This is a genomic window from Anaeroglomus insulsum (genome assembly GCF_050689095.1).
Classification (GTDB): domain Bacteria; phylum Planctomycetota; class Phycisphaerae; order Sedimentisphaerales; family Anaerohalosphaeraceae; genus Anaeroglomus; species Anaeroglomus insulsum.
Window position 1 is genome coordinate 1 of the sequence record NZ_JBOGCL010000002.1, and the last position, 24,146, is coordinate 24,146.

A 24,146-nucleotide genomic window follows, 5' to 3' on the forward strand; every position below is an offset into this window, starting at 1 on the left:
CGGAATTATGGACACAATACGAAGAAAATCGGTATATAGTACTGAATGGAATCTTTCTTGCGACCAAACCGCAACAGAAAACCGTTTTTGTGAACGTCAAAACAGGAAAAAGGAATCGAACATGGACAAGAACACACGCATTCGTATTCTCACTGGACTTTGTCTAAGTCTTGTGCTGTCAGTAATTTGTCCGGCCGCTGCACCCCTGCCGCCGGAAATCGAAAACCCGGAATGTCTGGGTATTAATAAGGAACCCGCCCACGCGACCCTGATGCCCTATGCCAATCTCAAGGAGGCACTTGCCGCCAAACGCCACGATTCGTCCTTCTGCCGGAGCCTCAACGGTCAGTGGAAATTCCACTGGGTTCCCACCCCTGACCAGCGGCCGGTGGATTTCTACAAGACCGACTTTGACGTCAGCGGCTGGAAGGAAATCCCCGTTCCTTCCAACTGGCAGGTACTTGGTTACGGCACGCCCTACTATCGCAATGCCGGCTATATCTTCCAGAAAGACTGGCCGCGTGTGATGAGCGAGCCGCCGAAAAATTACACTGCCTACACTGAACGCAACCCGGTCGGCAGCTACCGGCGGGAATTCGAGGTGCCCAAAGCCTGGCAGGACCGCCGCATCTTTATGACCTTTGACGGGGTAGATTCGGCGTTTTTTGTGTGGGTCAACGGCCAGAAAGTCGGCTACAGCGTCAATAGCCGCAACGCCGCAGATTTTGACATCACAAAGTATGTTAAACCAGGCAAGAATATGGTTGCCGTGGAAGTCTATCGGTTTTCATCAGGCAGTTACCTTGAAGACCAGGACATGTGGCGACTGAGCGGCATTTATCGCAATGTCACGCTCTGGAGCACGCCGCAGGTCCACATCCGCGACTTTTTCATCAAGACAGACCTTGACGAGCAATACCAAAACGCCACTCTCCACGTTACCGCCAAGGTGAAAAATTATGGCGACAAGGCTTCCCAGGCCTGCACCCTGACCGCAACCTTGTTTAATAGTGAAGGCAAGACCGCGGCCGAAAAAGTACAAATCGCTGTGCCGGCAATCGAGCCTGGACAGGAAAACACCGTCACTCTCACAATGCCGGTCATGGCCCCCGCCAAATGGACCGCTGAAACCCCCACGCTTTATACGACCGTCCTGACGCTGGCCAACGGCAAAGAGGAGGAAATTCTGTCGGCCCGGACCGGTTTCCGCGAAATTGAAATCAAAGGCCGACTCTTTTTAGTCAATGGGGTGCCGATCAAGCTCAAGGGAGCTAACCGCCATGAGCATTGGCCCGATTCCGGTCATTATGTTACCGAAGAAAAAATGATCCGTGACCTGGAAATCCTCAAACAGGGCAACTGCAACCACGTTCGCACCTGCCATTATTCGGACGACCCTCGCTGGTATGAGCTGTGTGATGAATATGGGATTTATCTTGTGGCGGAAGCCAATGTCGAATCGCACGGCTACGGCTATGGACGAGAATCCCTGTCGCATCCCAAGGCGTGGGAGGCTGCCCATGTGGACAGAAATGTCGCCAATGTTGAGAATTTCAAGAATCATCCTTCCGTAATAATCTGGTCGCTGGGCAATGAAGCCGGCGCCGGCCAGAATTTTCTTGCGGCCCTGCGTGCCATCAAGGCCATCGATCCGGACCGCCCGACCCATTATGAGCGATTTGGCATCGGCAATGACAATCCCGCCGACATTGACAGCCAGATGTACACCGGAGTCGGCGGTGTAGAACAAATCGCCAATTCAACAACACTCACCAAGCCGTTTTATCTGTGTGAATATGCCCACGCCATGTTTAATTCCATGGGCTCGATCGGCGAATACAACGACCTGTTTGACAAGTACCCGACGCTGCTGGGCGGCGCCATCTGGGAATGGCAGGATCAGGGCCTCTGGAATAATCGTGACCCCAAGCGCCAATTCATGGCCTATGGCGGCGGTTTCGGCGAAGTACCCAATGACCATTATTTCATTCATAAGGGGGTCATCTTCTCCGACCGTTCCCCCAAGCCGCACTATCCTGAGATGAAACGGGCCTATCAGTGGATCGGCATCGAGGCCGAGGACCTGGCCGCCGGCAAAATCAAAATCCGCAATAAATATGCTTTCCTCGACTTGTCAGGATTCAAAGGCTACTGGTCGCTGACCGAAGACGGCCAAGAAATCGACAGCGGCAAGTTGAACCCCTTAACCATCGGCCCCGGGGACGAACAAATCCTGACCATCCCATTCAAGACAATCAATCCCAAATCCGGTGCCGAGTATTTCCTGCGGGTCTGGTTTGTCCTGGCCAAGAAAACACTCTGGGCCAAAGCAGGCTTTGAAGTCGCCGCTGCACAATTTCAGGTGCCTGTCAAAGCCCAGACCGTCACCGTGGATACTGCAAAATTGGATTCGCTTACATGCAGCGAAAAAGAATCTCAAATCATTGTATCCGGCAAGAACTTTTCCGTCGTATTCGACAGGACCGAAGGAACGATCACTCAGCTGGTGCGGGACAAGGTCAACCTGCTGGCCGACGGGGGCGGCCCCAAAATGCATTTGTGGCGAGCTCCGCATCGCAACGATGATATGTGGGCCTACCGGTCCTGGCAGGATTACGGACTGGATGATCTGAAACGCACGGTACTGAGCACCTCTTTAAACCAGCTCCAGCCTTCCATCGTGCGTATCGAAACGGTTATCCAGGCAACCGGTAAAAGGGGATTTAGTGCCACTCATTCGGCCATCTATACGATTTACGGCGACGGCTCCATCCTTGTCGATAACGCGATTGCCCCGATGGGACGCCGCATTCCGCTGGCCCGTTTGGGTGTCCGGATGCTGCTGAATCCGAAGCTGGATCAGTTCAGTTATCTGGGCCGCGGCCCGATGGAAAACTACAGCGACCGCAAACGCGGTTTCGACATCGGACTTTACAGCAGCAGCGTCAAAGACCAGATGACCCCGTATGCCAAACCGATGGAATGCGGCAATCATGAAGACGTCCGCTGGGCAGCCGTTGGCGGCAAGCGTATGCCGACACTGCTGGCCCAGGCCGATGGCGACAATATGCAGGTTTCTGCCCTGCCTTATACCGATGAAGTAATGACCCCGATTGAATACACTGTGGATCTGCCGGCCAGCACCAGCACGGTCCTGACCCTGGCCGCACGGACACTGGGTGTCGGGTCCAACGGCTGCGGCCCGCGACCGCTGGACCAGTATATTGTCTGGTCCGACCCGGCAACATTCTCCTATGTGCTGCGTCTGCTGCCGGCCGGCCAGAAAAATCTGTCGTCCGCCGGTCGGCTGCCCATACCGCAGGACCGGATTAAGCCCGTCCTGGGTGCACGGGATATGGCCGGCCTGGTTACGCTGTCCTGTGCAGCCGCCGGGGCTAAAATCGAGTACGCTATCAATGGTGCCGGGTGGCAAACCTATACCGCACCGTTTGAGCTGAGTAGTGGAACCGTACAGGTTCGTGCCGCCGTGCCGGGGCAGGTCCCCTATCAGGGTATGTTGGTTTTCCCTGAATCTCCCGCAGCCAAGTGGAATATCAAGGCCAGCAGTTTTGAGCCGGATGAGGGCGAACCAATTCACGCCATCGACGGCGAGCCGGACACTTTCTGGCACAGCCGTTACAGCGGCGGTGCCCCGAGCCATCCGCATTTCCTGATCATCGACTTCAAAAAGCCGCAGGATATTACCGCCGTGATTTACACCCCTCGTCAGGATATGAGCAATGGTCGGCTCAAAGAGTATGAGATTTATCTGAGCAATGACCCGGAAAACTGGGGTCAGCCGGCCTTTAAAGGCCAATTCCCTCCGAATGCCAGAAGACCGCAGACGCTGAAACTGGACACCCCGGTCAATGCCCGCTACCTGAAAATTGTCGCCCTCAGCGAAGTCAGCAACCAGGCCTTTGCCAGCATCGCGGAAATCAACATCGAAACAAAACAGTAGCACAACTCCTCAGTCATCTAAGCCCCGACCATCCCCAATGGCCGGGGCTTTTTTTGATCCTGGAAGAAATTGTCAGCCCCAGACGCGGCAATGGCCGCCCTCACGTCAAAATGAGATGTGTGAAGCAGATCTCAAATTTCAGATCCTCAACGAACGATGAACTACGAACTTTCTGTCCCAATCTGTTTCAAATTTAGAATTTCCTCTTTATATCCCTCATTCGTGTAATCTCTGAAATCTGTGGTTCTATTTTGTTTTGTATTTCGGATTTATTTAGGATTTAGTGTTTAGTATTTAGGATTTTTCCCCTCCTGTATTCCTGTACACTCGTTTTCTTGTATCCCTGTATCCTTGTATTCTGTATTCTTGTTGTCCACATAGCACAAATTACGCTACCACTATCTTGCTATTCGTAAAAAAAATAAAAAAATTTTTCTCCTTGCCCGGCCTGCACTTATAAAAACTCACGCACTGGGTTATTTCGATTTTTCGAACAAAAATTGCAAACCCGCCCCTACTACGGAGGCACATAAAAATGAATAACACGCAAAGACAACCGAATAAACAAAACAAACCCATCCGGCCCAATCGACCATCGCTGGCCAATCACCCATTCCATTTAACATTTACCATGAAACACTTAACATTAACCCCGCCCCCGGCGGAATCAGCATTTTTTCCCTTTGCCCTTTACCTTTTTCCTTTTTTACCAAACGAACCCAATTTTCCCGTCTGCGGCTATGTCGGATTACGTCACACCGTGCGTTCGGGCGGCATAAATCCGGACCGTGTCCGGCCAAACGAACCCAATTCTCAAAAAGCCGGTTGCCGGAAACCGGGTGCTACTTTACAATAACAACACCTAATTTGAATCTTTTGGACAAGGAATGAATATGAAACTGGCCAGCTATCGTTATCAGAATCAGCCCTCCTGCGGTATCGTCACCGAACGGGGAATTATGGATATTCCATCTCACCCGGGCAACACCCATAAATGGACCTCTGTACTCGAGATACTCCAACAAGGTCCGCAGGCGATGACGCAATTGAAAACGCTTGATCCCCAAAAAGGAACTATTCTGGACCCTGATACAGTGGTTTTAGCCAGCCCCATCACCCAGCCCGGCAAGCTGCTGGCGCTGGCGTGCAACTACCCTCAGCACCTGGCCGAGTATGCCAAGCCTGCGGACATAACCGACACCCCGAGGCACACCACCACGCCCTGGCCATTCCTGATGCCCGGCTCTGCCCTGCTGGCCCCGAATGCAACCATCCCCTGGCCCTGCTACAGCAGCCAACTGGATTATGAAGTCGAGCTGGCGGTGGTAATTGGCAAGACCTGCAAAGACATCTCTGCCAAACAGGCCGCCGAATTCATCTTCGGCTACACGATTGCCAACGACATTTCCGCACGGTCGGTAACCTATAAAGCCGGACGGACCAATCGCCCGCGGGATGAATTTTATGACTGGCTGGCGGGCAAGTGGGCCGATGGATTTTTGCCGCTGGGGCCGTGGGTGGTCTCGGCGGACGAAATCGGCGATCCGAGAAATCTGGGGATAGAATTAAAAGTCAACGGTCAGATTCGTCAGCAATCCAATACGGGGCGAATGACCTACAATGTCTATGAAATCGTGGCCTTTCTGAGCCACATCATGACGCTGTCGCCGGGCGATATCATCTGCACCGGCACCCCGCACGGCGTCGGTCACGCTACTGGTAATTATCTGCAAGCCGGCGACACCATCGCATGCACCATCGAAAAAATCGGAACTCTGACTAATACCCTTGGCCCCAAACCACAGGCCTTCTATGAACCGCTGAATACCGGAATGTTTTGAGCGGCAACAAAGTCTTTAGAATGAATCGACCATCTGCCGGGCTTCGAGTTTGCGTTCCTCCACCAAAGCCTCAATGGCTTCGGGGGTGCCGTGCAGGGTCGGTTCAACCAGAATGTGTTCGATTCGGGTAAAGCCGATGAAGTTCAGAACCTGGTCGAGATAGCGTTTCTGCTGGTCATACCCTTCGGCCGGGCCGGAGTAGGCACCGCCCCGGGCCAGGACAACCAATGCGGGCTTGCCTTTGACAAGACCTTCATAGCCTGTTTGCGACACGGCAAAGGTCAAGGTCGGCTGAACAATGATATCGATATACTGCTTGAGCCGATAGGGGATGCCGAAGTTCCACATGGGAACGGCGAAGACATATTTATCGGCGGATTTAAAATGGTCGATGACACCAAGCACCTCGTCCCAGGCCTTTTTCTCCTGGGCGGTATGCGGTTTGCCGTGCATGATATTGTACTTGCCCTGCACAACCGGGCCATCAAAGGCAGGCAGCGGGGCCTCAAATAGATTCAGGACCTCCACGGTATCCTTTGGATTACGGGTCTTGTAAGCCTCGACAAACGCATCAGCCACTTGAATCGACTTGGACCTGGGCCCACGCGGTGAACACTGGATATAGAGCAACTTTGCCATTGGCGAATCCTTTCCATTCGACACTTTTTATCTTCTATTTGTCCTGCACGGATAAAGTTCGCAACAATAATGTGGAATTTACAGCCTACGATAAGCCGGGCAATGAAGCTCCATAAAAAAGGCCCGCCTTTGCAGACGAGCCTTATTATACCCAACAGGTATCGTTATATCGCAACGAAAAAAAAGATTAAAAGACTTTTTCGAAGACCTTGACGCCATCGACGACTTTGCAGGTATGGACGGCATACTTATCGGCAAAATCGGGGCGGCTTTTCGGATAAGCAGTATCCACTGCTTTTTTGACGGCATCGGCACCAGAGGCCAGAACGATGGCCCCAGCGGCCCCTTTATCGCCGCCGCCGAGCATCCGCTCGCCAATGGTCTGAGGGACGGTGCGGACGATATCGCACATGGTTTCCAGTTCGGGGCCGGAAATCTTGTATTCATCGCGCAGGCCGATACCATCTTCACGGAAGATTTTGCCAACCGTGACAATGTCACCCTTCTTCCAGGCGTCCATCATCTTGTAGAAGCGTTTCTGGGCTTTGTAGATATAGGTCATCCGATCTACCAGGTGCGGAGCCTTCTTCTCGAAGGCGGCCTTGATTTTGTTATACAGAGCATCGGTTTTGATGTCGGCCAGACAGTTGATTTTGAAGCCGGCCTTTTTGGCCTTCTTGACCAGTTCTTCACATTCGGCACGACGGACTTTGTAGGTCGATTTTTCCAGGCCCGGACGAACGGTGCCGGTATCCATCACGACAATGCGGAAATCTTTGGCTTTCTTGCCCAGCGGAACATAACTGATGGAGCGGGTGGCGGGCTTGTAGTGGGTACCCATGCCCTGCTTGGCAAACAGAATCATAATCTGATCGAGCTTGCCGCAGGGAGAGCCGATGTATTCATTTTCGACCGCCTGGGCCAGATCGACAATCTTCATCTGATCTTTTTCGACGATGCCGTTGGCATCGAGGACCGACAGAATCAGATTGAGGGCCAGTGAGGCCGAACGGCTCATGCCGCCGCCGGGGATGTTGCCCAGCAGGACCGCATCGATACCCTGGGTCAGCTTATAGCCGGCTTTTTGCAGGATATAATCCACGCCATAGGGAAACCGTGCCCAGGTGTCAGCCACTTTCGGGGACCGGGGAGCGGGGACCTTGCCCAGTTCGAACTGGATGATGCCGTCGCCGGGGAAGTTCTCGCTGTACAGCCGCATCTTATTGGTGCCATTGGGCTTGTAGGCCATCCAGATGAAACGGTCGGTACCGACACCAAACAATTCGGTGCCGTTATAGTCACCGTGTTCGACGCCAAGGCAGAACCGCGAGGAGGTGCGGCGGACTTTGGCGCCCTTGATATTGATTTTTTTCTTTGCAGCAATCGCCTTGAGTGCCGCAAATGCCTGTTTATCATTGGTTACCAGGGACACTGCTTTCACGGAAAGGCCTCCTTTATTTAGCAATTACAAGGGGACTAAAAATAACATATAAAATCAACGTGACCACGACAACCACCATTCCAACCCACAAGGCTCCGCGGGAACCTTCCAGATTAATGGTGGTATTCTGCTTGAATTCCATCGGCTGAGCCAGCGGGCGAACGGCCGTAATCAATGCCATCACCAACAGGCACAACCCAAAGCAGATGGCCATGCGATTGAGGAACTGGACCTGCGGTACAGCCGCTTTAAGAACGCCATAAGATACAATATTGGTTACCAGCCCCAGGACACCGGCCATACCAGGTGCTTTGCGCACCAGTAACCCAAAGGCAAAGACTGCCAGAATACCGGGCGAGATGAAGCCCTGGCCTTCCTGGATGATGGTGAAGATACTGTGGCTGATTTTGGGATTGCCCAACTGGGGAGCCAGGAGAACCGCAATTCCTGCAAAGACCACCACTGAAATACGCCCCACCGAAACGATTTGATTCTGCGTGGTTTGGGGGTTCATAAATTTCTTATAAATATCCATGCTGAAAATGGTCGATGCAGCATTGAGCATTGCAGCCAGCGAGCTGACAACGGCACCCAGTAAGGCCGCCAGAACAAATCCAACCACGCCTGTGCCCTGCGGCAGGACATTGCCCAGCAGCTGAGCCAAAGCGGTGTCATATTTATGAGCAATAAACTTTTCGGTAACCACGGGTTTGGCCGCAGCGGCTGCGGCAGCTTTGGTTTTTTCATTAAACACTGTCAGTTCCGCATCCAGCGCGGAAAAGACAAAATTCCATGACTGGTCATCGGAGGCAAAAATCGTAAATTCCGCCGGTTTGAGTGATTCATAGACCGACTTGACAATAGGAAGAACAAACATATTTTTGGTCTTGAGGGCCTTGATGGTCTGCTCATTGTCGAACAACGCCACCATAAATCGTCCCTGCGGCCATGCTGCGATGGCTTCTTCGGACGGAGAGTCCACCACTTCGACAATCTGTGTCTGAGGGTTGGCCTTGTAGTATTTGGAAATCACCGGGGCGTTATCATAGACGGCCTCGAATTGCATGTTTTTGGCAAACAGGTTGAATGCAATAATACCCGGAATGACAATCACAAACGGAATCAGCAGCTTCATAAATGCGGCAAACACGATCCCCTTTTGACCCTGTGCCAGCGAGGCGGAACCGAGGGTTCGCTGGGTAATATACTGATTCAGACCCCAGTAATAAAAATTAGGAATCCACAGTCCCAGCAGCAACGCCGTCCAGGGCAGAACCGGGTCTGTAGAAGGCAGGAACATATTCAGGCGGACACGGTTCAAATCCATAAACCGTTCCATCGCCCCCTGGCCCTGATTCATCTGCACAAGAGCAATGGCTCCGGTTTTAACGTCAGCGATTTTCCAGGCTTCCGACACGCTGCCCAGTTTGTCGAACGCGAAGAACATAATCAGGGCCCCGCCGACAATCAGAGCGCTGCCCTGAATCAGGTCGGCCCAGGCACAGGCTTTCAAGCCGCCGGTGACAACATAAATCATGGCAATCAAACCAATAATCAGGGACGCCGCAGCCAGACTGATATTCAATCCCCACAACTGGCCGGCAAGGCTGCGAATGGTTAATGCGCCCGAATAGGTTACGGCACCCAAAAGCAGCATATAAATAAACATCGTCGCCACGGCCATGATGGTCCGTGTTGCCGTATTATACCGATGTTCGAGGAATTCCGGCATGGTATAGATACCCGTTTTGAGAAAATACGGGAGAAACGCAAAAGCAACCACAATCAGCGTGATCGCCGCCATCCATTCATAGCTTGCAATGGCCAGGCCCACATGGCTGGCTGCGTTGCCGGACATACCCACAAACTGCTCGGTGGAAATATTGGCCGCGATCAATGAAAATCCAATCAGCCACCAGCTTAAACCGCGTCCAGCCAGGAAATAATCTTCGCCGGTGGATTCATGGCGACTTTTGTACATTCCAATGCCAATAACGCAGGCCACGAAAACACCAAATACCAGAAAATCGAGAAACATGTCTTTCTCCTTTAATTTAAAATGAACCTGATATCCACTCTGATATACCAAAAATCCAGCCCGTATTATGCCAATTTTTATCCAGATATCAAGCAGGAATCCTGGATGGTGATCATTTTTATAGAAGACAGGAGAATTCCACTTTGGCCTGCTTATTCGCTTAAAACAGCAATTTGAGCATCGGGGGTGCAGAGAATCACTTTGGATGCTTTTTTTTCATGCAGCAGCAGTCTGATTTTGTCTTCGGGCATAATCATGACTGCCGTTGAGAGAGCGTCGCCGGAGGTCCCATCGGCGGCAAAGACCCAGCAGGCCAGTCGGTCGGTAACCGGTTTGCCGGTGGCTGGATTAATAATGTGCGATGTACGAACTATACTGGAGGCACTGAGGACCTGATTGGCAAGAACAGGCTTTTCAATAATCTGGTCGGGATTCTGTGGATGGCTAATAACAACTGGCCAGCCGGGCTGGTTGGCCGGCGGATCCAGAGCCAAAATGGTGCTTGCCCCGGCATTGAGCATTGCCCGGGTAATACCCCATTGGCGAAGAATTTTAGCTATTTTATCCAAAGCAAATCCTTTACCTATCCCCCCTAAATCCAAATCCGCATTGCCATGAACCACCTTCACGGTGAGAATTTCGGGATTCAGTTCGAGGTTGTCCATTCCCAGATGATGGGCAGATGCATGGGCTTGTGAGGGCGTTTGTTTGTACTCTTCGGCGAGCCTGCCGAGGGTGGGGTCGAATGCCCCGCCGGTGAGCCGGTACAGTTTTTGGGCAGCCAGAAGGCAGTCCATGGTGTCGGGGCTGACGACGGTTTCCTGGCCGGGCTGGAGGTTATTGATTCGGGATATGTCACTGTTGGGAATATAGCGGCTCAATTCGGCTTCGAGGCCGGCCAATTCGGCAAATGCAGCCCGTGCCGCAGCGGCGGCATTTTTGGCATCAGAGGAACTGATATAGATTTCAAACACCGTCGCCATGGCCTGCTCACTGAAACGGATGGGCTTATCAGATAGGATCGATAGGTCTTGATTCATTGTCGAAGGCTCCGTAACAGGGGTTTTGCCTGCACCGGCAAGGTGCTGCTGCCATTTATCATAATCCGTCTTGCGGATATAGCCCTGCCAGAGGACGCCGGGACGCAGCGGCAGCGGTTTATCAAAAACGGGCATGTAGAGCGATTTTTGTCCCGGCGGCGGCCATTCATAAAGGGCACTGAGAATCCGTTCTTCCATTCGCAATGGAGCCAGGATGATTGTCGCCGAGAGCATGGACCGGTCGATTTCGGTCCAGTAGCCGACTTTGTCGGTCTGCCTGAGATACCAGGGCCAGGGCCAATAATAGCCCGTATCATCGATGACATAGATGCCGAAATCCGGCTTGTCGCCGATGGCCTGAATCATACTCTGGATGCGGGTATTCATCTGGAGCATTTCAGGGCCAGTGTGAGCATAGACATAGGGATTGGCGGGGTCGGCGGGGATTTTGAAATTCAGCCACCAGGCTTGCACCGCCGGATTAATCAGACATATGACAATCAGAAGCCCTCTGAGCCATGCGGAGCTTTGCTGCCACAGCCAGGCGATCATGATGCCCGACGGCAATGCCATCGCATAGAGGATAATGACGCCGTTCCAGGGGGTTTTGTAGGGGATGATGGAATAGATGACATAAAGGGCCAGGGTCATGCAGGTGGTAAACCGCAGCATTTCCGTTGAGCACGGGAGGCTGACTTTACGGGCACCAAACAGCATCACTACGGCCAGGGCGGACAGGACAACCAGAATATCTTCATTCCACGGCTGTTTTTCAAAAAATTCAAGCCAGGTAAACAAATCCAGATAATAATACCACGGATAGGTATGAACGGGGGTATGCAGGGCACGAGCAGTGCTGATGAAGAATGTCGAGTATGATTCCTTTACTCCCTTGAGATCGCGGCCAAAACCCGAATAGAGCAAGGCAGATATCCCCACCGCGATAATCAGCATGGCCAGCTTGCAGAGAATTCTCTTTTGGGTGTTGCGGATGAATTTCCGCTGGTCGGTGATGTGCGAGAAGACAATCGCGATCGCTGCGGCGGCATAGACAAGGACACAGGTTTCCTTGGTGGCGTGCATTAATCCTGCGAAAAAGCCGGTTAAAATCGCCCAGAGCAGTGTTTCCTCGGCAAAATATCGCCACAGACAGGCGATAAAGGCGCCGGCAAACAGGGCAAAGAGCATTTCGTGAATGTAATAGCGGCTGTAATAAACCAGGCCCGGAGAAAATGCCAGCAATGCCGCACTGAAAAAAATGGCCCGTCGGCTCAGGTATCCCCAGAACAGAAACGGCACACCGCAAATCAGAATGCCCAGTGTGGCCGTGGCATACCGCAATGCAGCTTCGTTGAGCGTTTTGATGTCGCGGCAGCCGAATGCAATCGCAAATGGATAGGTCCAGTAATGCAGCGTCGGGCCGTGAAATTCGCCGGGGTCATAGTCGTAATACCCGCGATGGAGAAAATCGGCAAACCGGAATGCATTGACGGTTTCATCCGGATGCATGGGACGCTGGTCCAGTGCTGCGAAATGCAACACCCCAGCTGCGGCCAAGACCAGCAGCGACGAGAATATCCAGCCTGTCTTAGGATTGAGATACATGATTTGCTGCCGTCCGCCCTGCCTTTAGAGAAATGGGGCGTCTTTTGGACGCCCCACAACACACTTCAATGACCTTCACAGTGCCGAAAGGCCGATGCAGCTTTCGGTCTCTGGTTGTTTGTTACTTTTTGCCGTACACTTCGACTTCGATGTAGTGATTCAGGTCGCTGGAATTGTTGCCGGCGCTGTAGCAGCGGACATAACGGCCTTTGATACCCTTAGCATCCACCACAAGACCGTTGCGGTCATCGACATAATTTTTGTCCTGACCCACACCAAGGCCGGAGCTGTTGTCGGTATCGCTGTTGAACAGGGTTGTGACGCCGGTTACAAATTCCGGATCATCGGAGACCTGGACAATGATATCGAAATAGACACGGGGTTGTTTGTGGAAATGCCAAATGGCGACAGCGTAGATTTCATAAGATTCGCCCAAATCGACCTGCACCCACTGGCTGAAAGGCCCTAATTCCACAACACTGCCATCGGTGGCTTCCTTGTCGCCATCGGTAATCATTTTAAGCTCGCCCATAATCGGTTCCGGTTCGGAACTGGTAACGGGCTTGTTGAGGGCAACATTGACGACACCTTTGGGAGCCATGAAGGGAGGCTGTACCCAGCCATCCGGCTTTTTGTCAAGATTTTCGATACCCATCAGGTTTTCGGGGGTTCCAACAAACTGGGGCTTGGGCAGAACCAGCGGAATCGCAACCAGCTCACCGGAAGCTTGGGCCTGAGGCGTCGGTTGAGGCTGAGTCGCTGCGGGCTTGTCTGCTTCCGGGGCCGGGGTTGTCTGCTGCTGGTTGACTTCCGGGCCGGAAGCAGTGGGTTGTGCAGGGGGTTGTTTTTTGCAGGATACGACTGCAAGCAAAAGTGCCAAAAAGACTAAACCATACAATTTTCTCATTATTTTTTCTCCTGATTAGTGATAGTTAAACACTATATTGTACCGCTTCAGAATGATTTGACAAGGAAAAGTTATATTGCCCATTTTGCCCGCGGGCTGCGAGATAAAAGCTTATTGGCATCCGAATCCTCCACAAACTGTTCCAGAGCAGGATTCCATCTCAGAGGACGTCCCAACTGCATCGCAATGGTGCCCAGGTGGCAAACCGTCGCACTGCGATGACCGATTTCCACATCGGCTATCGCCCGACGACGGGTACGGATGCATTCGAGGAAATTGGCTCTGTGATTGATGCTGCGATACAGCCGGGTTTCTGTGGGAAGGATTGTGGTCCCTTTCAGAGAGTCCGGCCATGTTTTTAATTCTTCCCGGCTGACATAGATTTTGCCGTTATCACCTTCGAATAAGACCGATGAGCCGCCGGTCCTGCAAATCATGGTAATATCACCGGGGTAGGTATATTCTATCAGAACATTGTCGGCGGTATCAAACAGGCCGTCGGTGGGGAATTGGCCTTTGCCGGAGATTCGAATAGGGCCGGATTCATCCATGCCCAGAGCCCACTGGGCAATATCCAGATGGTGGGCACCCCAATTGGTCATCTGTCCGCCGGAGTAATCGCTGAGGAAACGGAAATTGTAATGGCAGCGTTCGGCTACATAGGGTTCCCACGGGGCCGGCCCGAGCCACATATCGTAATCAAAGTGGGCGGGGACAGGTTCTTCCTTCCACGTCAGCGGATTGGGGCGATTATTGGCAGGGATATCGACAAAGACTCTTCGTATTTTACCAATTCGCCCGTTGCGTACCAGTTCGCAGGCAAACCGGAAATTGACATCGGACCGCTGGTGTGAGCCGACCTGGAAAACACGGTCATATTGGCGGACTGCATTGCACAATTCCCGGCCTTCAGCTATCGTCAGGGTCAGCGGTTTCTCGCAATAGACATCTTTGCCCGCCCGGACCGCCGCAAGTGAAATCGGGACATGCCAGTGATCCGGGGTAGAGACCACGACCGCATCAATATCGGGCCGGGCCAGCAGATCACGGAAATCGTGATAGCCGGCGGAGTCCGGAAGGCGGGCTTCCTTCAGGGCCTGCTTGAGATGCTGCGAATCCACATCGCAGACCGCGACGATCTGGCAGCCCGTGGTATTCAAAAAGCCCTTGAGATTGGCAATGCCCATGCCGCCGGTGCCGATGCAGCCGAGGGTGATGCGGTTGGACGGAGCGTCCTGGCCGCGCACTATCGACGGCATGACTGCGGGGAAAAGAAGCCCTGCCGCCGAAGTGCCGGCCAGGCCTTTGATAAACAAACGTCGTGTCAATCTATCCGATTTCATCAGGAAACTAAACAGTACCTTTCATCTTGCCCAGCACCAGAGCCAAAACAATCAGTATAATGACAGCAGGTAGTAACAGTTTGATACTCTGCTGAATCGAAGAGCCTTTGGCCATATTGCCAATGGCTTTGGGTACAAACATGCCGCCGACGAGCCCGACGGCAAAAATAATGCCGAACAGACTGCCATAGATAGACGGATCAAACTTGGCGAAGGTTACGCCGACGATCGTCGGGAAACAGGGGGCAAACGCCAGACCTGCACAGACTGCCAGGGCACTGGTCCAGATGGCTCCGCCTTTCATCATGGCAAAAATCACAAGAGCCATGATGACCGCAGCCCCTGAAATAAACCAACTGCCATACGCCGTGATCATCCCAATCTGGCTGGCAATCAAACGACCCGCCATCATGGCCACCGCAAACAACGACAGCATCTGTTGAGCCGTCGCATCCACCGCATCAGAGGCCATGGAGGGGAAGTCTTTGGCAATGACTTCCTTGCCATAGGGTGCAAGCCAGTTGCAGAATGATGATTCAAGGCTGATATAGCATAATAACGTCAGTGCAGCCACAAGAGCCGCCGGTTCCTTGAGCAAAGCCACGGCACTGGCCAGAGAAAAGCCGGCATTGCCTTTTGGGAATTCGGCGCCGAAAACCAGAACTGTCGGAATCAAAACGAGAATCCCCAGTGTACCGACCGCGATTTCATAACTGGTCTTACGGAATAGCAGGCTGACCAAAAGCGGAGTCAGAAACAAGCCAAGGCCAAAGAAAACATTACCCAAATTGCTGGCAGCAGCAGGATTTTTTCCTTCAAAAAGAATCTGCGGAATCAACGTGTTACCGACGGTATTCATGGCCATAGCACCAAATCCAAGCAACAGACAGGGCAAAATTGCTGTCGCATAATTTTTGGCATTGGCCAAGATAAAGACACATACTGCCGTGGCCACAAATCCAAACACAGCTACGGGTTTGTAACCGATTTTATCCACGGTAACACCCATCACCAGAGAGCCCAGCAAACAGCTAAACATAAAACTTGAAATCAAGGAACCAAAATGCCCCTGGTCAATTTTTAGACGAGGCATCAGCTTGACGCCAATCGAGCCCAGCAATGAAAAACACATCCCAAGACCAAACACACTCAACAATGCTACCGCCTTATCCATGGCATGCCTCCTGATAATAAAGTTCGATAGTTATACAGTTTTGCAGTCTTTTAATATTCTGGCACGAACCGCCAGATACGTCTGCACAATTGCCACCATGACAAAGCACAGCGTGCAATAACGATGAATCCACAGCAGCATTTCCTGGCCATGGGTACCGAAGATCGGGTACATGCTCAGCACCATCGTCAGGCTGATGGGCAGCGTCAGCAGCAGCATCATCCAGAAGCCGGCCCTGCGAAGGCAGGCTTCCAGGGGACAGCCGCATTCCGTAGTACGCGACCCGGCCTTGCAGACAAAGGCATTGGCCCAGGTGACCGCCAGAAACGCCATGCAGAACACAAATACGCCGGCGAAAGTGGCGTGAATCATCAGCAGCCAGCCGGCAATACGCGAGCCGAAGACCACCGGACCAAAGCCCGTCACAATCAGCACCAGCACCGCCAGCATGGCCAGCAGATACACGAGTTTGCGGATACGTCCGATCCATGTCAATTGCTGTTCGAGAAACAGCATCGTCAACAGATGCACACCACGGCGGATAAGCCCCATCACTGAGAATCGCGGTCCGCTGCCGCAGGGGAAAATCAGTGCATGAAGCACAACCAGCCCGATCACAGCACCGAGTCCCAAAATGGAAATCCATTGAAACATATTAAGCCTTATCCTCCACACAGACGCGGGTTATCGCAGACAACGCCCTCAGCCCGTACAGCAGCAAAACCAAAGCAATCAGGCCGCAGGCTGACCAGGTTACAATCTTCAGCCACGGACGGAACACAAACGAAAAATTAAACGCCCAGACATACACCCTGCTGAGGCCCTGCAAGCTGACCATTTCCACCGGTTCCAGACCCGCTGGTACCGGGCCGTCCACGGGCAGTTGGGCAAAAAAGAACGGCGAATCGGTCGTATGGCAATCAGCACAGGTTTTGGCTCCCAGCGACTGATCTTTGGGACGCACATCGTGGGCCAGCGGCCAGGCATACGGAGCGGCCGCGGCGTGGGATTCGGTCAGGAGCTTGCCGTCTTCGCCGAGTTTGAACATCTTGCCCGAACAGATATAGACAGGTGTTTTTCGCTCGTCGGACTGCAAAGCGGTCAATATCGAGGCAACCTGTTCTTCTGACAGGGTCATCCAGTCGTTCTCTTTAGGTTCGTTGCCCTGGACGACAGAGCTGACCGCATCCGCCACATCACGCGGCAGCAGCGGTTTGACTTCGTTGTTATCCAGAGACGCCCAGAACGCCGGCCAAATCAGACGATAAGGGCCGATTTTGCCGTCCTGGCCTTTCATCAGCACCGGCTCATAGACATGGGGCAGTTTCATATCGACTTTGTGCTTGCCATGCAGACCCAGCTTGTGGATGCCGGCAGTACGTACCTGACCGACGGTATCTTTGGGGGCCGGTCCGCTGTGGCAGGCGGTACAGGTCAATTTTTCAAAATGAATGGTCGGGATACCCGGGTGCCGGGGGGTCGGAGAGCCCAGCCGCCCTGCCGCGGTTTCCTGCCCTTTGGGCCCCAGATGACACCCTTCGCAGGTCAGACCAGCCAGCTCCGGATTGTCCGTTTCATAGCCACGGGCAATCTGATGGTCGGTACCATGCCTGTGACAATCCGTACATTTCAGGCCCGAATGCAGGTGAACATCTTCATCACGCGTCCATTCGGAATGTTCCGGGACAGCCATATCCTGAACGGAATGACAGAAATAACACCGTTCATTGGAGACATTGCCGGTAATATTCACAAAGACCTTGTCGTCTTTATCAAATATCGAGGGGTTGTAGGCGACGGTAATGCCCTTATCGACAGTCGGATCGAAAAAATCCGACAGCGCCGAGGCAGTTCCGTTGACCACCGCCATGCCGGTTGCCGCGGTATTGATCCAACGGAAATTCTGTCGGGCCGCCTGCAGGGCCGCAAGACTCTGATCCTGACGGAAGTCGGCATTGTGACAGGCCAGACAATTGACCTCCCAGGTACCGCTGATTTCCTTGCGAAGCATGACCTGCGGGTCATCCTCGGCATCGGTGAACTTGCCGTAGTGATTGCCGGGAATATGGCTGCTGAAGGCATTGATAAATTCCCACTGGCTCATACCCAGCTGTTTGGTACTGTACACACCCGGCCAGTTGCGTTCCGAGACAGGCAGCACCGTACGGGTTTTGGGGTCGGCCAGGACAAACGGCTGTCCCGGACGGCCATCGTTTTTCTGCGGGTCGGACAACTGAAAATGCCAGCCCCGGGTAATCACATCAAAGGTATGGCATTGGCCGCATGTTTTTTCCATGGAAAACGGCTTGGCATCCGCATCCGCGGCACGTATCGCTACGCCCGATTCATCCATCAATTGCATCAGATGGACCGGCGTGTAGCGGTTACCATCGTTGCTGTCGCCAATCAGGGCTTCCTCGGCCCATATCCATCCGCTGCTTAAAACAACCAGCAATACCCATCCTAATCGTCGTTTCATCCTGCGTTCCATCCGCCGACTAAACCTTGAAATCTTCGGGTTTGAATTCCAGTTTGCAGCCTTTTTCGATGGCTTCGTTAATCTTCAGCACAGTCACGGCAGTTTCGTAACCGATTTCAGCAGGGCAATTCAATTTGGCCTTGCCGCGAATGGCATCAAAAAAGTTGACCAGGTGCGGCTGATGATACGGCACATCCATGGTCACCGGGATTTTATATTCGGCAGCCGGAACCGATTCACGTACATCGGCGGGAGCCGCTTCGTCGGCTTTTTTGGCAACAATGCCGCCGGATTTTTTGATGTATCCTTTGGCCACCCAGGGTTCCCATTTCTGCTCTTCCACCCAGGATTCGCGATAGATACTGCCGCGAGCGGCTGCTTCGCTAATCAACAGGGTTCCTTCATCCCCCATGAAACATTCAAAATAACCGTTGGCACTGTTGGTCGTCGTGGTCTGATACGAGGCACGAACGATGCCTTCTTTGGTCTTGTATTCATAGACGGTGATCACGTTATCGTACCATTCATGGTCGGTCCAGTAGTCCGTACCGCCGCTGGCGATAACACTGGTCGGCTGAGCATCGAGGAACCAGCTGTAAATGTCAATCTGGTGGGACCCCAAATCCACAATGGGCCCCCCGCCCAGACCTTTATACCAGCGCCAATTCATAAATTGCTTCATGTCCTTGAAGCCGTACTTGTTGAGTATGGCTTCATCAATTTCCTGGCCAGGAGGACAGACATTGTCGATACAGGCCTGGCGGCTGCGATTCCACTGACCGTTGACCGTGGTAATCCGACCCAGCAGTCTGGCTTCCTGAATGTATTTTTCATAGCAATGCCGGTAGCGGGGATTGCTGCGGCGCTGGTGGCCAATTTGCAGCAGCTTGCCGGTTTCCCGGGCAGCCAAAACCATCCGCTTTGCACCTTCCAGGGTATTGCTCATCTCTTTTTCACAATACACATGAAGACCTTTTTTCAGACAGGCCACGGTATGATCGGCATGCCAGAAATCCGGTGTCGCAACAATCACCGCATCAAGATCGGTTTCTTTATCCAGCATCTCCTGATAATCAACATACGGCGTCCCCTTCCAGCCAAACGCTTTGTAGGCATTGAGGGTTTTGGAGACGCGGGACAGATTTCCTTTTTCCCATATATCGCACACTGCGACAAAACGTACATTTGACGCCTTGCCCAGTTTGACAATCGCATTCATCAGGGCTTGTCCCTGGGGGCCGGCTCCCAACAAGGCAACGTTAATCACATCTTTATTGGCATCATCGGCACCATAAGCACTGCCGGTTACAAACAATCCAGCTCCAATCGCAGCCGTGGTTTTCATGAATGTTCTGCGGTCTAATTTCTGCGTCATTGCTCAATCTGCCTTTCCGTCAATTCAGTTCTTTAATTTTGATATTTCGATACCAGACCTTTACACCGTGATCCTGAAGACCGATAAAACCGGTCCTGGGCAAATCTTTATAGGCAACGTCAAACTTATTCTGTGTGCCATCCGGATTCTGATGTGCCTGGGTCCATTTGTCAAGATTCATATTGACAACCTGCTCAGAATTTAAGACCACCTGGATGATGGGGCCTTGAGCCTGAATGGTCAGACGATTCCATTGTCCTGCCGGCAGGACAGCATTGCGGGTCGGCTCGAGTATGTCATAGATGCCGCCGCAGATATGCTTGGACACGGCCTCCCCGGCGTTGTCGGCCACTTGAACTTCCACCCAGGGCAGCCAGTTGTGATCTCCGGCACGGAGGAACACGCCACTGTTGGTCTTGGGATCCAGTTTGAATTCCATATCCAGCACAAAATCACTGTATTTAGCTTTGGTCCAGATATCCTTGCTGCCGGCCTTCAGTTCCAGAACACCCTGCTGCATGGTCCAGCCGCCGGCCTGGAAATCTGCGTTGGACAAATCTTCGGCAAACAGCGGTTTCCAGCCTGTTGGCTTCAATCCAGATGCAATGGTATTGAAATACACCAGGCTCTGATAAATAAAGGGCGAGTTGTTTTCCCATGCGGTTTCATATTCGATGGAAAAGGTCCCCTTGTAGCCCTGCCGATGCAATTCCTCAAGAATGCCTTTCATGCGGGCTGGGCCGGTACCCCAGACAATATCCTCACCGTTGCCGATTTCCTTGATGTGGACGGAACGGATACGGCCCTCGAGCTGCTTGAGGCATTCGACCGGATCCAGGCCGGAACGGACCCAGTGTCCCACGTCGGCACAGGCCCCGATCCACGAGCTGCGACCTTCACAGGCCTTTAGCACGGTTTCAGGATTCCAATAGCGGGAGGGCTTGGGGTGATTATGTATAGCCAGACCAATCCGGTATTCCTGACACAGCTTGTCCAGCATTTCCATCTGTTCCAGCGAGGGTTCGGAAACAATGGTTTCGACTCCCATGTCTTTGGCAAATTCGAATACTTTTCGGGCTTCAGCTTCATTATTTCCCAGCCCCACCACACCGAAATTGACCAACGTCACGCCTTCTTGAGCCAGCTTCTCCTTGACCTGCTTGCGGAACTCCGCGGGCATGGCAGCATCCATCTTGATATCTGTGTTTTCCGACGACAGGCTCTGGCCGGGGAAGGCTTCAATCCAGCCCAGCCCCAATGCCCGTGTTTTTTCGACGGCCTCAAAAAAGCTAAACAGTCGGAAGGTCCAGGCCTGGGTTCCCATACGCCAGCCATCATAGGCATCGGTCTTCGGATGTGACTTGAGCTCTTCGGCCATCCCTGTCACTCCCAACACACAGAGTAAAACAACAAATGGCGCTTTCTTGATCATATTCATTTCCCAACCTTTCTTCTGTTTGAACTCTGACAAAACCGTTTTTTCAGCTTGATTTTACAATGACCAGCCTTCGCGGTAAAGATGTTTTACATATTGATTTGCTTCGGGCAGATTGACTGCCTGCATGGCCTGACCATCCCAGCGGATTTTCTGACCCGGATAGTATAAAGACAGGTTACCCATGAGTACCATTTCCGTCAGGGGACCAGAGAAGTCAAAATCAGCACAGGCCTTTTTGCCTGTTTTACACGCATGGACCCAATTCATTTCATGCGACGTCGTGATGCGCGGCAGTATTTTTTCAGGCCGTTTGACCTCTTTCATCAGGCTGTACGGCAGCAACTGCGTACCATTGAGCAGTTTGCCTTTATCGCCGACAAACAGGATCCCGCCTTCCGGACTTAATTTCCGTCCCTCTTCCATCTCCTCGGGAACATCGGGCATCAACCCGCCGTCGTACCAGCAGATTTTTACAGGAGGCATATCATCCCGAGCAGGAAATTCATAAACGATCCGCGAACCGGTGGGAAATGTCTCCACGATATCCTGTCGCTGCCAGTCTAAGGGAGGGTTGGCATAGCTGCCCTGCACGGAAATCGGATAGTTGAGCTTCAAGGCCCAAAAGACCCGATCGAAGGAATGACAACCGATATCGCCGAGTGCACCGGTTCCAAAATCCCGCCACCCTCGCCATTTAAATGGATGGTAGATGGGATGATATGGACGCATGGGTGCCGGACCAATCCACAAATCCCAATTTAATGAGCCGGGAATAGTCGGAGTGTCAGCAGGCCGGCCGATTCCCTGTGGCCAGACAGGACGGTTGGTCCAGATATGGACTTCGGTGACTTTGCCGATGGCGCCGGACCATATCCATTCACACGTCAGGCGGACTTCTTCAGTGCTATGCCCCTGAATCCCCATCTGGGTGGCTACTTTATACTGGCGTGCGGCCTCGGTCAAACGCCGGGCCTCCTCCACCGTTCGCGTCAGGGGTTTTTGAACATACACATGTTTACCCCGTTTGATGCATTCCATCGCGATGACGGCATGCGTATGATCAGGCGTTGCGATTATCACCGCATCAATCTCATTGCTCATCTCATCGAGCATCCTGCGGTAATCGGCAAAGACCTTCGCCTGGGGGTATTTTTTAAAAACCGGTCCGGCATAGGCACTGTCCACATCGCACAAAGCCACAATGTTTTCGGTTCCAGCCACCGCACTGACATTATGCTGTCCCATCCCGCCAACCCCTATACCGGCGATATTGAGCCGATTGTTGGCCGAGGGTTTTCCTGCCTGACCCAATACAGAAGAGGGAATAAAAAGAAACGAAGCGGCACCCACCGACACACCTTCAAGAAAACTGCGTCGTGACACTCTTAAACGAGAGTCGGTAACCGGGCCGTTTCGTTTCTTCATTGTGATGCGCCTGTTCTGTCACCTTGACTTGCCGTTTCAGTCCAAATCACGAATTACAGAGACCAGCCTTCACGATACGGAGGATTGACATATTTATTGAGTTCAGGGAAGTTCGTCACTTTCATGTTGTCACCATCCCAGAGAATCTTTTCGCCGGGTTTAAACAAGCTGAGGTTGCCCATCAGCACCATTTCCGTAAACGGTCCGGCATAGTCAAACGGGGTTGAGGCGGGTTTGCCGGATTTGCAGGCTTCCACCCAGTTCATCTCATGGCTGGTTTCCACTCGGGGCAATGTCTTCTCGGGACGTTTGTAATCTTTCATCCTGCTGTACGGAATCAACTGCGGACCTTTGCCGTAGCAGCCGCACATCAGCTTGCCTTTATCGCCGACAAACAGAACGCCACCATCCCCATCGCCCATTTTGCGACCCGGTTCCAGTTCCTCTGGCCTTTCGGGCATAAGACCGCCATCGTACCAGTGAATCTTCACCGGGGGCATATCGCCACGGGCCGGATATTCCAGGTGAATGATCGAACCCAGCGGATAAGACTCATCGACACCCTCTTTTTCCCATTTTTTCAGAACATTGGCCGCATAAGTCCCCTGCACACTGGTTGCATATTTCAGCTTTAATGCCCAGAAGACCGGATCCAGAATGTGACACGCCATATCCCCAAGAGCCCCGGTTCCAAAATCCACCCATGCGCGCCAATTCCAGGGATGGTATGCAGGGTGATACGGACGCATCGGAGCAGGCCCAATCCATAAATCCCAGTCCAGCGATTCGGGAACAGGCGGCGTTTCAGTCGGCCGGGACAGCCCCTGCGGCCACACGGGACGATTGGTCCAGGCATGGACTTCACGGACTTCCCCAATGGCACCATCCCAGATCCATTCACAAATCAGACGAATTCCCTCGCCACTGTGGCCCTGATTACCCATCTGGGTAATCACCTTATATTTGCGAGCCGCTTCCGTCAGCATACGTGCTTCATAGACAGTTTTCGTCAGCGGTTTCTGGACATAGACATGTTTGCCCCGTCGCATGCATTCCATCGCAATCACAGCATGCGTATGGTCCGGTGTCGCGATCACTACCGCATCAATATCCTTACCCATCTCATCCAGCATCTTGCGATAATCTTTGAATTGTTTGGCCTGGGGATAATTTTTGAACGTCCCGGCCGCATACGAAAAATCCACATCGCACAGAGCCACAATGTTTTCGGTTTTGGCAATTTCGGCAATATTACCCGCGCCCATTCCTCCAACACCCACCCCGGCCACATTCAATTTGCGACTGGGTGGAGTCTGCCCGTCAGCGCCTAAAACTGAACTGGGTACGATAGTAAATAATGCCATCCCTGCTGCAGAACCGAGAAAATCACGACGCGATAATCCCTGCCCCGCTTTTTTTTGCTTATCCATTCTTCTCTCC

16 protein-coding genes are annotated in these 24,146 nt (G+C 52.7%); 3 read left to right on the forward strand and 13 right to left on the reverse strand.

The window, feature by feature from the left end; genetic code table 11:
• Positions 1–121 precede the first annotated feature (121 nt).
• The 3 genes from ACQ9LF_RS02145 (at position 122) to ACQ9LF_RS02155 (ending at position 5,802) form a co-directional block, all read left to right on the forward strand.
• Positions 122–3,961 carry a glycoside hydrolase family 2 TIM barrel-domain containing protein gene (locus ACQ9LF_RS02145; protein ID WP_462487719.1) on the forward strand — a complete coding sequence of 1,280 codons (3,840 nt, stop codon included), beginning with the start codon at positions 122–124 and terminating at the stop codon, positions 3,959–3,961.
• 535 nt (positions 3,962–4,496) lie between these two features.
• The gene (locus ACQ9LF_RS02150) at positions 4,497–4,817 is read left to right on the forward strand and encodes a hypothetical protein (protein ID WP_462487720.1); all 321 of its coding nucleotides are present in this window, start codon (positions 4,497–4,499) and stop codon (positions 4,815–4,817) included.
• Between the two features lie 37 nt (positions 4,818–4,854).
• Positions 4,855–5,802 carry a fumarylacetoacetate hydrolase family protein gene (locus ACQ9LF_RS02155; RefSeq protein WP_462487721.1) on the forward strand — a complete coding sequence of 316 codons (948 nt, stop codon included), beginning with the start codon at positions 4,855–4,857 and terminating at the stop codon, positions 5,800–5,802.
• 15 nt (positions 5,803–5,817) lie between these two features.
• On the opposite strand, the gene ACQ9LF_RS02160 is transcribed toward ACQ9LF_RS02155, so the two are convergent.
• The 13 genes from ACQ9LF_RS02160 to ACQ9LF_RS02220 form a co-directional block, all read right to left on the reverse strand.
• Positions 5,818–6,441 (reverse strand): FMN-dependent NADH-azoreductase, encoded by a 624-nt coding sequence (locus tag ACQ9LF_RS02160; protein WP_462487722.1) that lies wholly within the window; start codon positions 6,439–6,441, stop codon positions 5,818–5,820.
• Between the two features lie 187 nt (positions 6,442–6,628).
• Positions 6,629–7,882 (reverse strand): galactokinase, encoded by a 1,254-nt coding sequence (locus tag ACQ9LF_RS02165; protein ID WP_462487723.1) that lies wholly within the window; start codon positions 7,880–7,882, stop codon positions 6,629–6,631.
• Positions 7,883–7,895: 13 nt separating this feature from the next.
• The gene (locus ACQ9LF_RS02170; RefSeq protein WP_462487724.1) at positions 7,896–9,920 is read right to left on the reverse strand and encodes a sodium:solute symporter family transporter; all 2,025 of its coding nucleotides are present in this window, start codon (positions 9,918–9,920) and stop codon (positions 7,896–7,898) included.
• A gap of 152 nt (positions 9,921–10,072) precedes the next feature.
• Complete coding sequence (locus ACQ9LF_RS02175; protein WP_462487725.1) at positions 10,073–12,565, reverse strand: flippase activity-associated protein Agl23; 2,493 nt, start codon at positions 12,563–12,565, stop codon at positions 10,073–10,075.
• A 121-nt stretch (positions 12,566–12,686) separates the two neighbouring features.
• The gene (locus ACQ9LF_RS02180; RefSeq protein ID WP_462487726.1) at positions 12,687–13,472 is read right to left on the reverse strand and encodes a discoidin domain-containing protein; all 786 of its coding nucleotides are present in this window, start codon (positions 13,470–13,472) and stop codon (positions 12,687–12,689) included.
• A 71-nt stretch (positions 13,473–13,543) separates the two neighbouring features.
• Positions 13,544–14,800: a Gfo/Idh/MocA family protein gene (locus ACQ9LF_RS02185; protein WP_462487727.1), complete on the reverse strand. Its 1,257-nt coding sequence runs from the start codon at positions 14,798–14,800 to the stop codon at positions 13,544–13,546.
• A 22-nt stretch (positions 14,801–14,822) separates the two neighbouring features.
• On the reverse strand, positions 14,823–15,989 hold the full coding sequence (locus ACQ9LF_RS02190) for an MFS transporter (protein ID WP_462487728.1): 1,167 nt from the start codon (positions 15,987–15,989) through the stop codon (positions 14,823–14,825).
• A gap of 30 nt (positions 15,990–16,019) precedes the next feature.
• Positions 16,020–16,643 (reverse strand): hypothetical protein, encoded by a 624-nt coding sequence (locus ACQ9LF_RS02195; protein WP_462487729.1) that lies wholly within the window; start codon positions 16,641–16,643, stop codon positions 16,020–16,022.
• 1 nt (position 16,644) lies between these two features.
• Positions 16,645–18,468: a cytochrome c3 family protein gene (locus tag ACQ9LF_RS02200; protein WP_462487730.1), complete on the reverse strand. Its 1,824-nt coding sequence runs from the start codon at positions 18,466–18,468 to the stop codon at positions 16,645–16,647.
• A 19-nt stretch (positions 18,469–18,487) separates the two neighbouring features.
• Positions 18,488–19,843 carry a Gfo/Idh/MocA family oxidoreductase gene (locus ACQ9LF_RS02205; RefSeq protein ID WP_462487731.1) on the reverse strand — a complete coding sequence of 452 codons (1,356 nt, stop codon included), beginning with the start codon at positions 19,841–19,843 and terminating at the stop codon, positions 18,488–18,490.
• A gap of 19 nt (positions 19,844–19,862) precedes the next feature.
• Positions 19,863–21,281 (reverse strand): 3-keto-alpha-glucoside-1,2-lyase-like domain-containing protein, encoded by a 1,419-nt coding sequence (locus ACQ9LF_RS02210; protein ID WP_462487732.1) that lies wholly within the window; start codon positions 21,279–21,281, stop codon positions 19,863–19,865.
• Between the two features lie 54 nt (positions 21,282–21,335).
• Positions 21,336–22,706, reverse strand: coding sequence for a Gfo/Idh/MocA family protein (locus ACQ9LF_RS02215; protein WP_462487733.1), 1,371 nt, complete (start codon positions 22,704–22,706; stop codon positions 21,336–21,338).
• A 53-nt stretch (positions 22,707–22,759) separates the two neighbouring features.
• Complete coding sequence (locus ACQ9LF_RS02220) at positions 22,760–24,136, reverse strand: Gfo/Idh/MocA family protein (protein ID WP_462487734.1); 1,377 nt, start codon at positions 24,134–24,136, stop codon at positions 22,760–22,762.
• Positions 24,137–24,146: the final 10 nt, after the last annotated feature.

Bases quoted from the DNA above. Each gene is read 5' to 3' on its own strand.
- ACQ9LF_RS02170 (WP_462487724.1), bottom strand. From the start codon at position 9,920: ATGTTTCTCGATTTTCTGGTATTTGGTGTTTTCGTGGCCTGCGTTATT.
- ACQ9LF_RS02180 (WP_462487726.1), bottom strand. From the start codon at position 13,472: ATGAGAAAATTGTATGGTTTAGTCTTTTTGGCACTTTTGCTTGCAGTC.
- ACQ9LF_RS02195 (WP_462487729.1), bottom strand. From the start codon at position 16,643: ATGTTTCAATGGATTTCCATTTTGGGACTCGGTGCTGTGATCGGGCTG.
- ACQ9LF_RS02200 (WP_462487730.1), bottom strand. From the start codon at position 18,468: ATGAAACGACGATTAGGATGGGTATTGCTGGTTGTTTTAAGCAGCGGA.
- ACQ9LF_RS02175 (WP_462487725.1), bottom strand. From the start codon at position 12,565: ATGTATCTCAATCCTAAGACAGGCTGGATATTCTCGTCGCTGCTGGTC.
- ACQ9LF_RS02220 (WP_462487734.1), bottom strand. From the start codon at position 24,136: ATGGATAAGCAAAAAAAAGCGGGGCAGGGATTATCGCGTCGTGATTTT.
- ACQ9LF_RS02145 (WP_462487719.1), top strand. From the start codon at position 122: ATGGACAAGAACACACGCATTCGTATTCTCACTGGACTTTGTCTAAGT.
- ACQ9LF_RS02215 (WP_462487733.1), bottom strand. From the start codon at position 22,706: ATGAAGAAACGAAACGGCCCGGTTACCGACTCTCGTTTAAGAGTGTCA.
- ACQ9LF_RS02150 (WP_462487720.1), top strand. From the start codon at position 4,497: ATGAATAACACGCAAAGACAACCGAATAAACAAAACAAACCCATCCGG.
- ACQ9LF_RS02190 (WP_462487728.1), bottom strand. From the start codon at position 15,989: ATGGATAAGGCGGTAGCATTGTTGAGTGTGTTTGGTCTTGGGATGTGT.
- ACQ9LF_RS02160 (WP_462487722.1), bottom strand. From the start codon at position 6,441: ATGGCAAAGTTGCTCTATATCCAGTGTTCACCGCGTGGGCCCAGGTCC.
- ACQ9LF_RS02210 (WP_462487732.1), bottom strand. From the start codon at position 21,281: ATGAATATGATCAAGAAAGCGCCATTTGTTGTTTTACTCTGTGTGTTG.
- ACQ9LF_RS02155 (WP_462487721.1), top strand. From the start codon at position 4,855: ATGAAACTGGCCAGCTATCGTTATCAGAATCAGCCCTCCTGCGGTATC.
- ACQ9LF_RS02205 (WP_462487731.1), bottom strand. From the start codon at position 19,843: ATGACGCAGAAATTAGACCGCAGAACATTCATGAAAACCACGGCTGCG.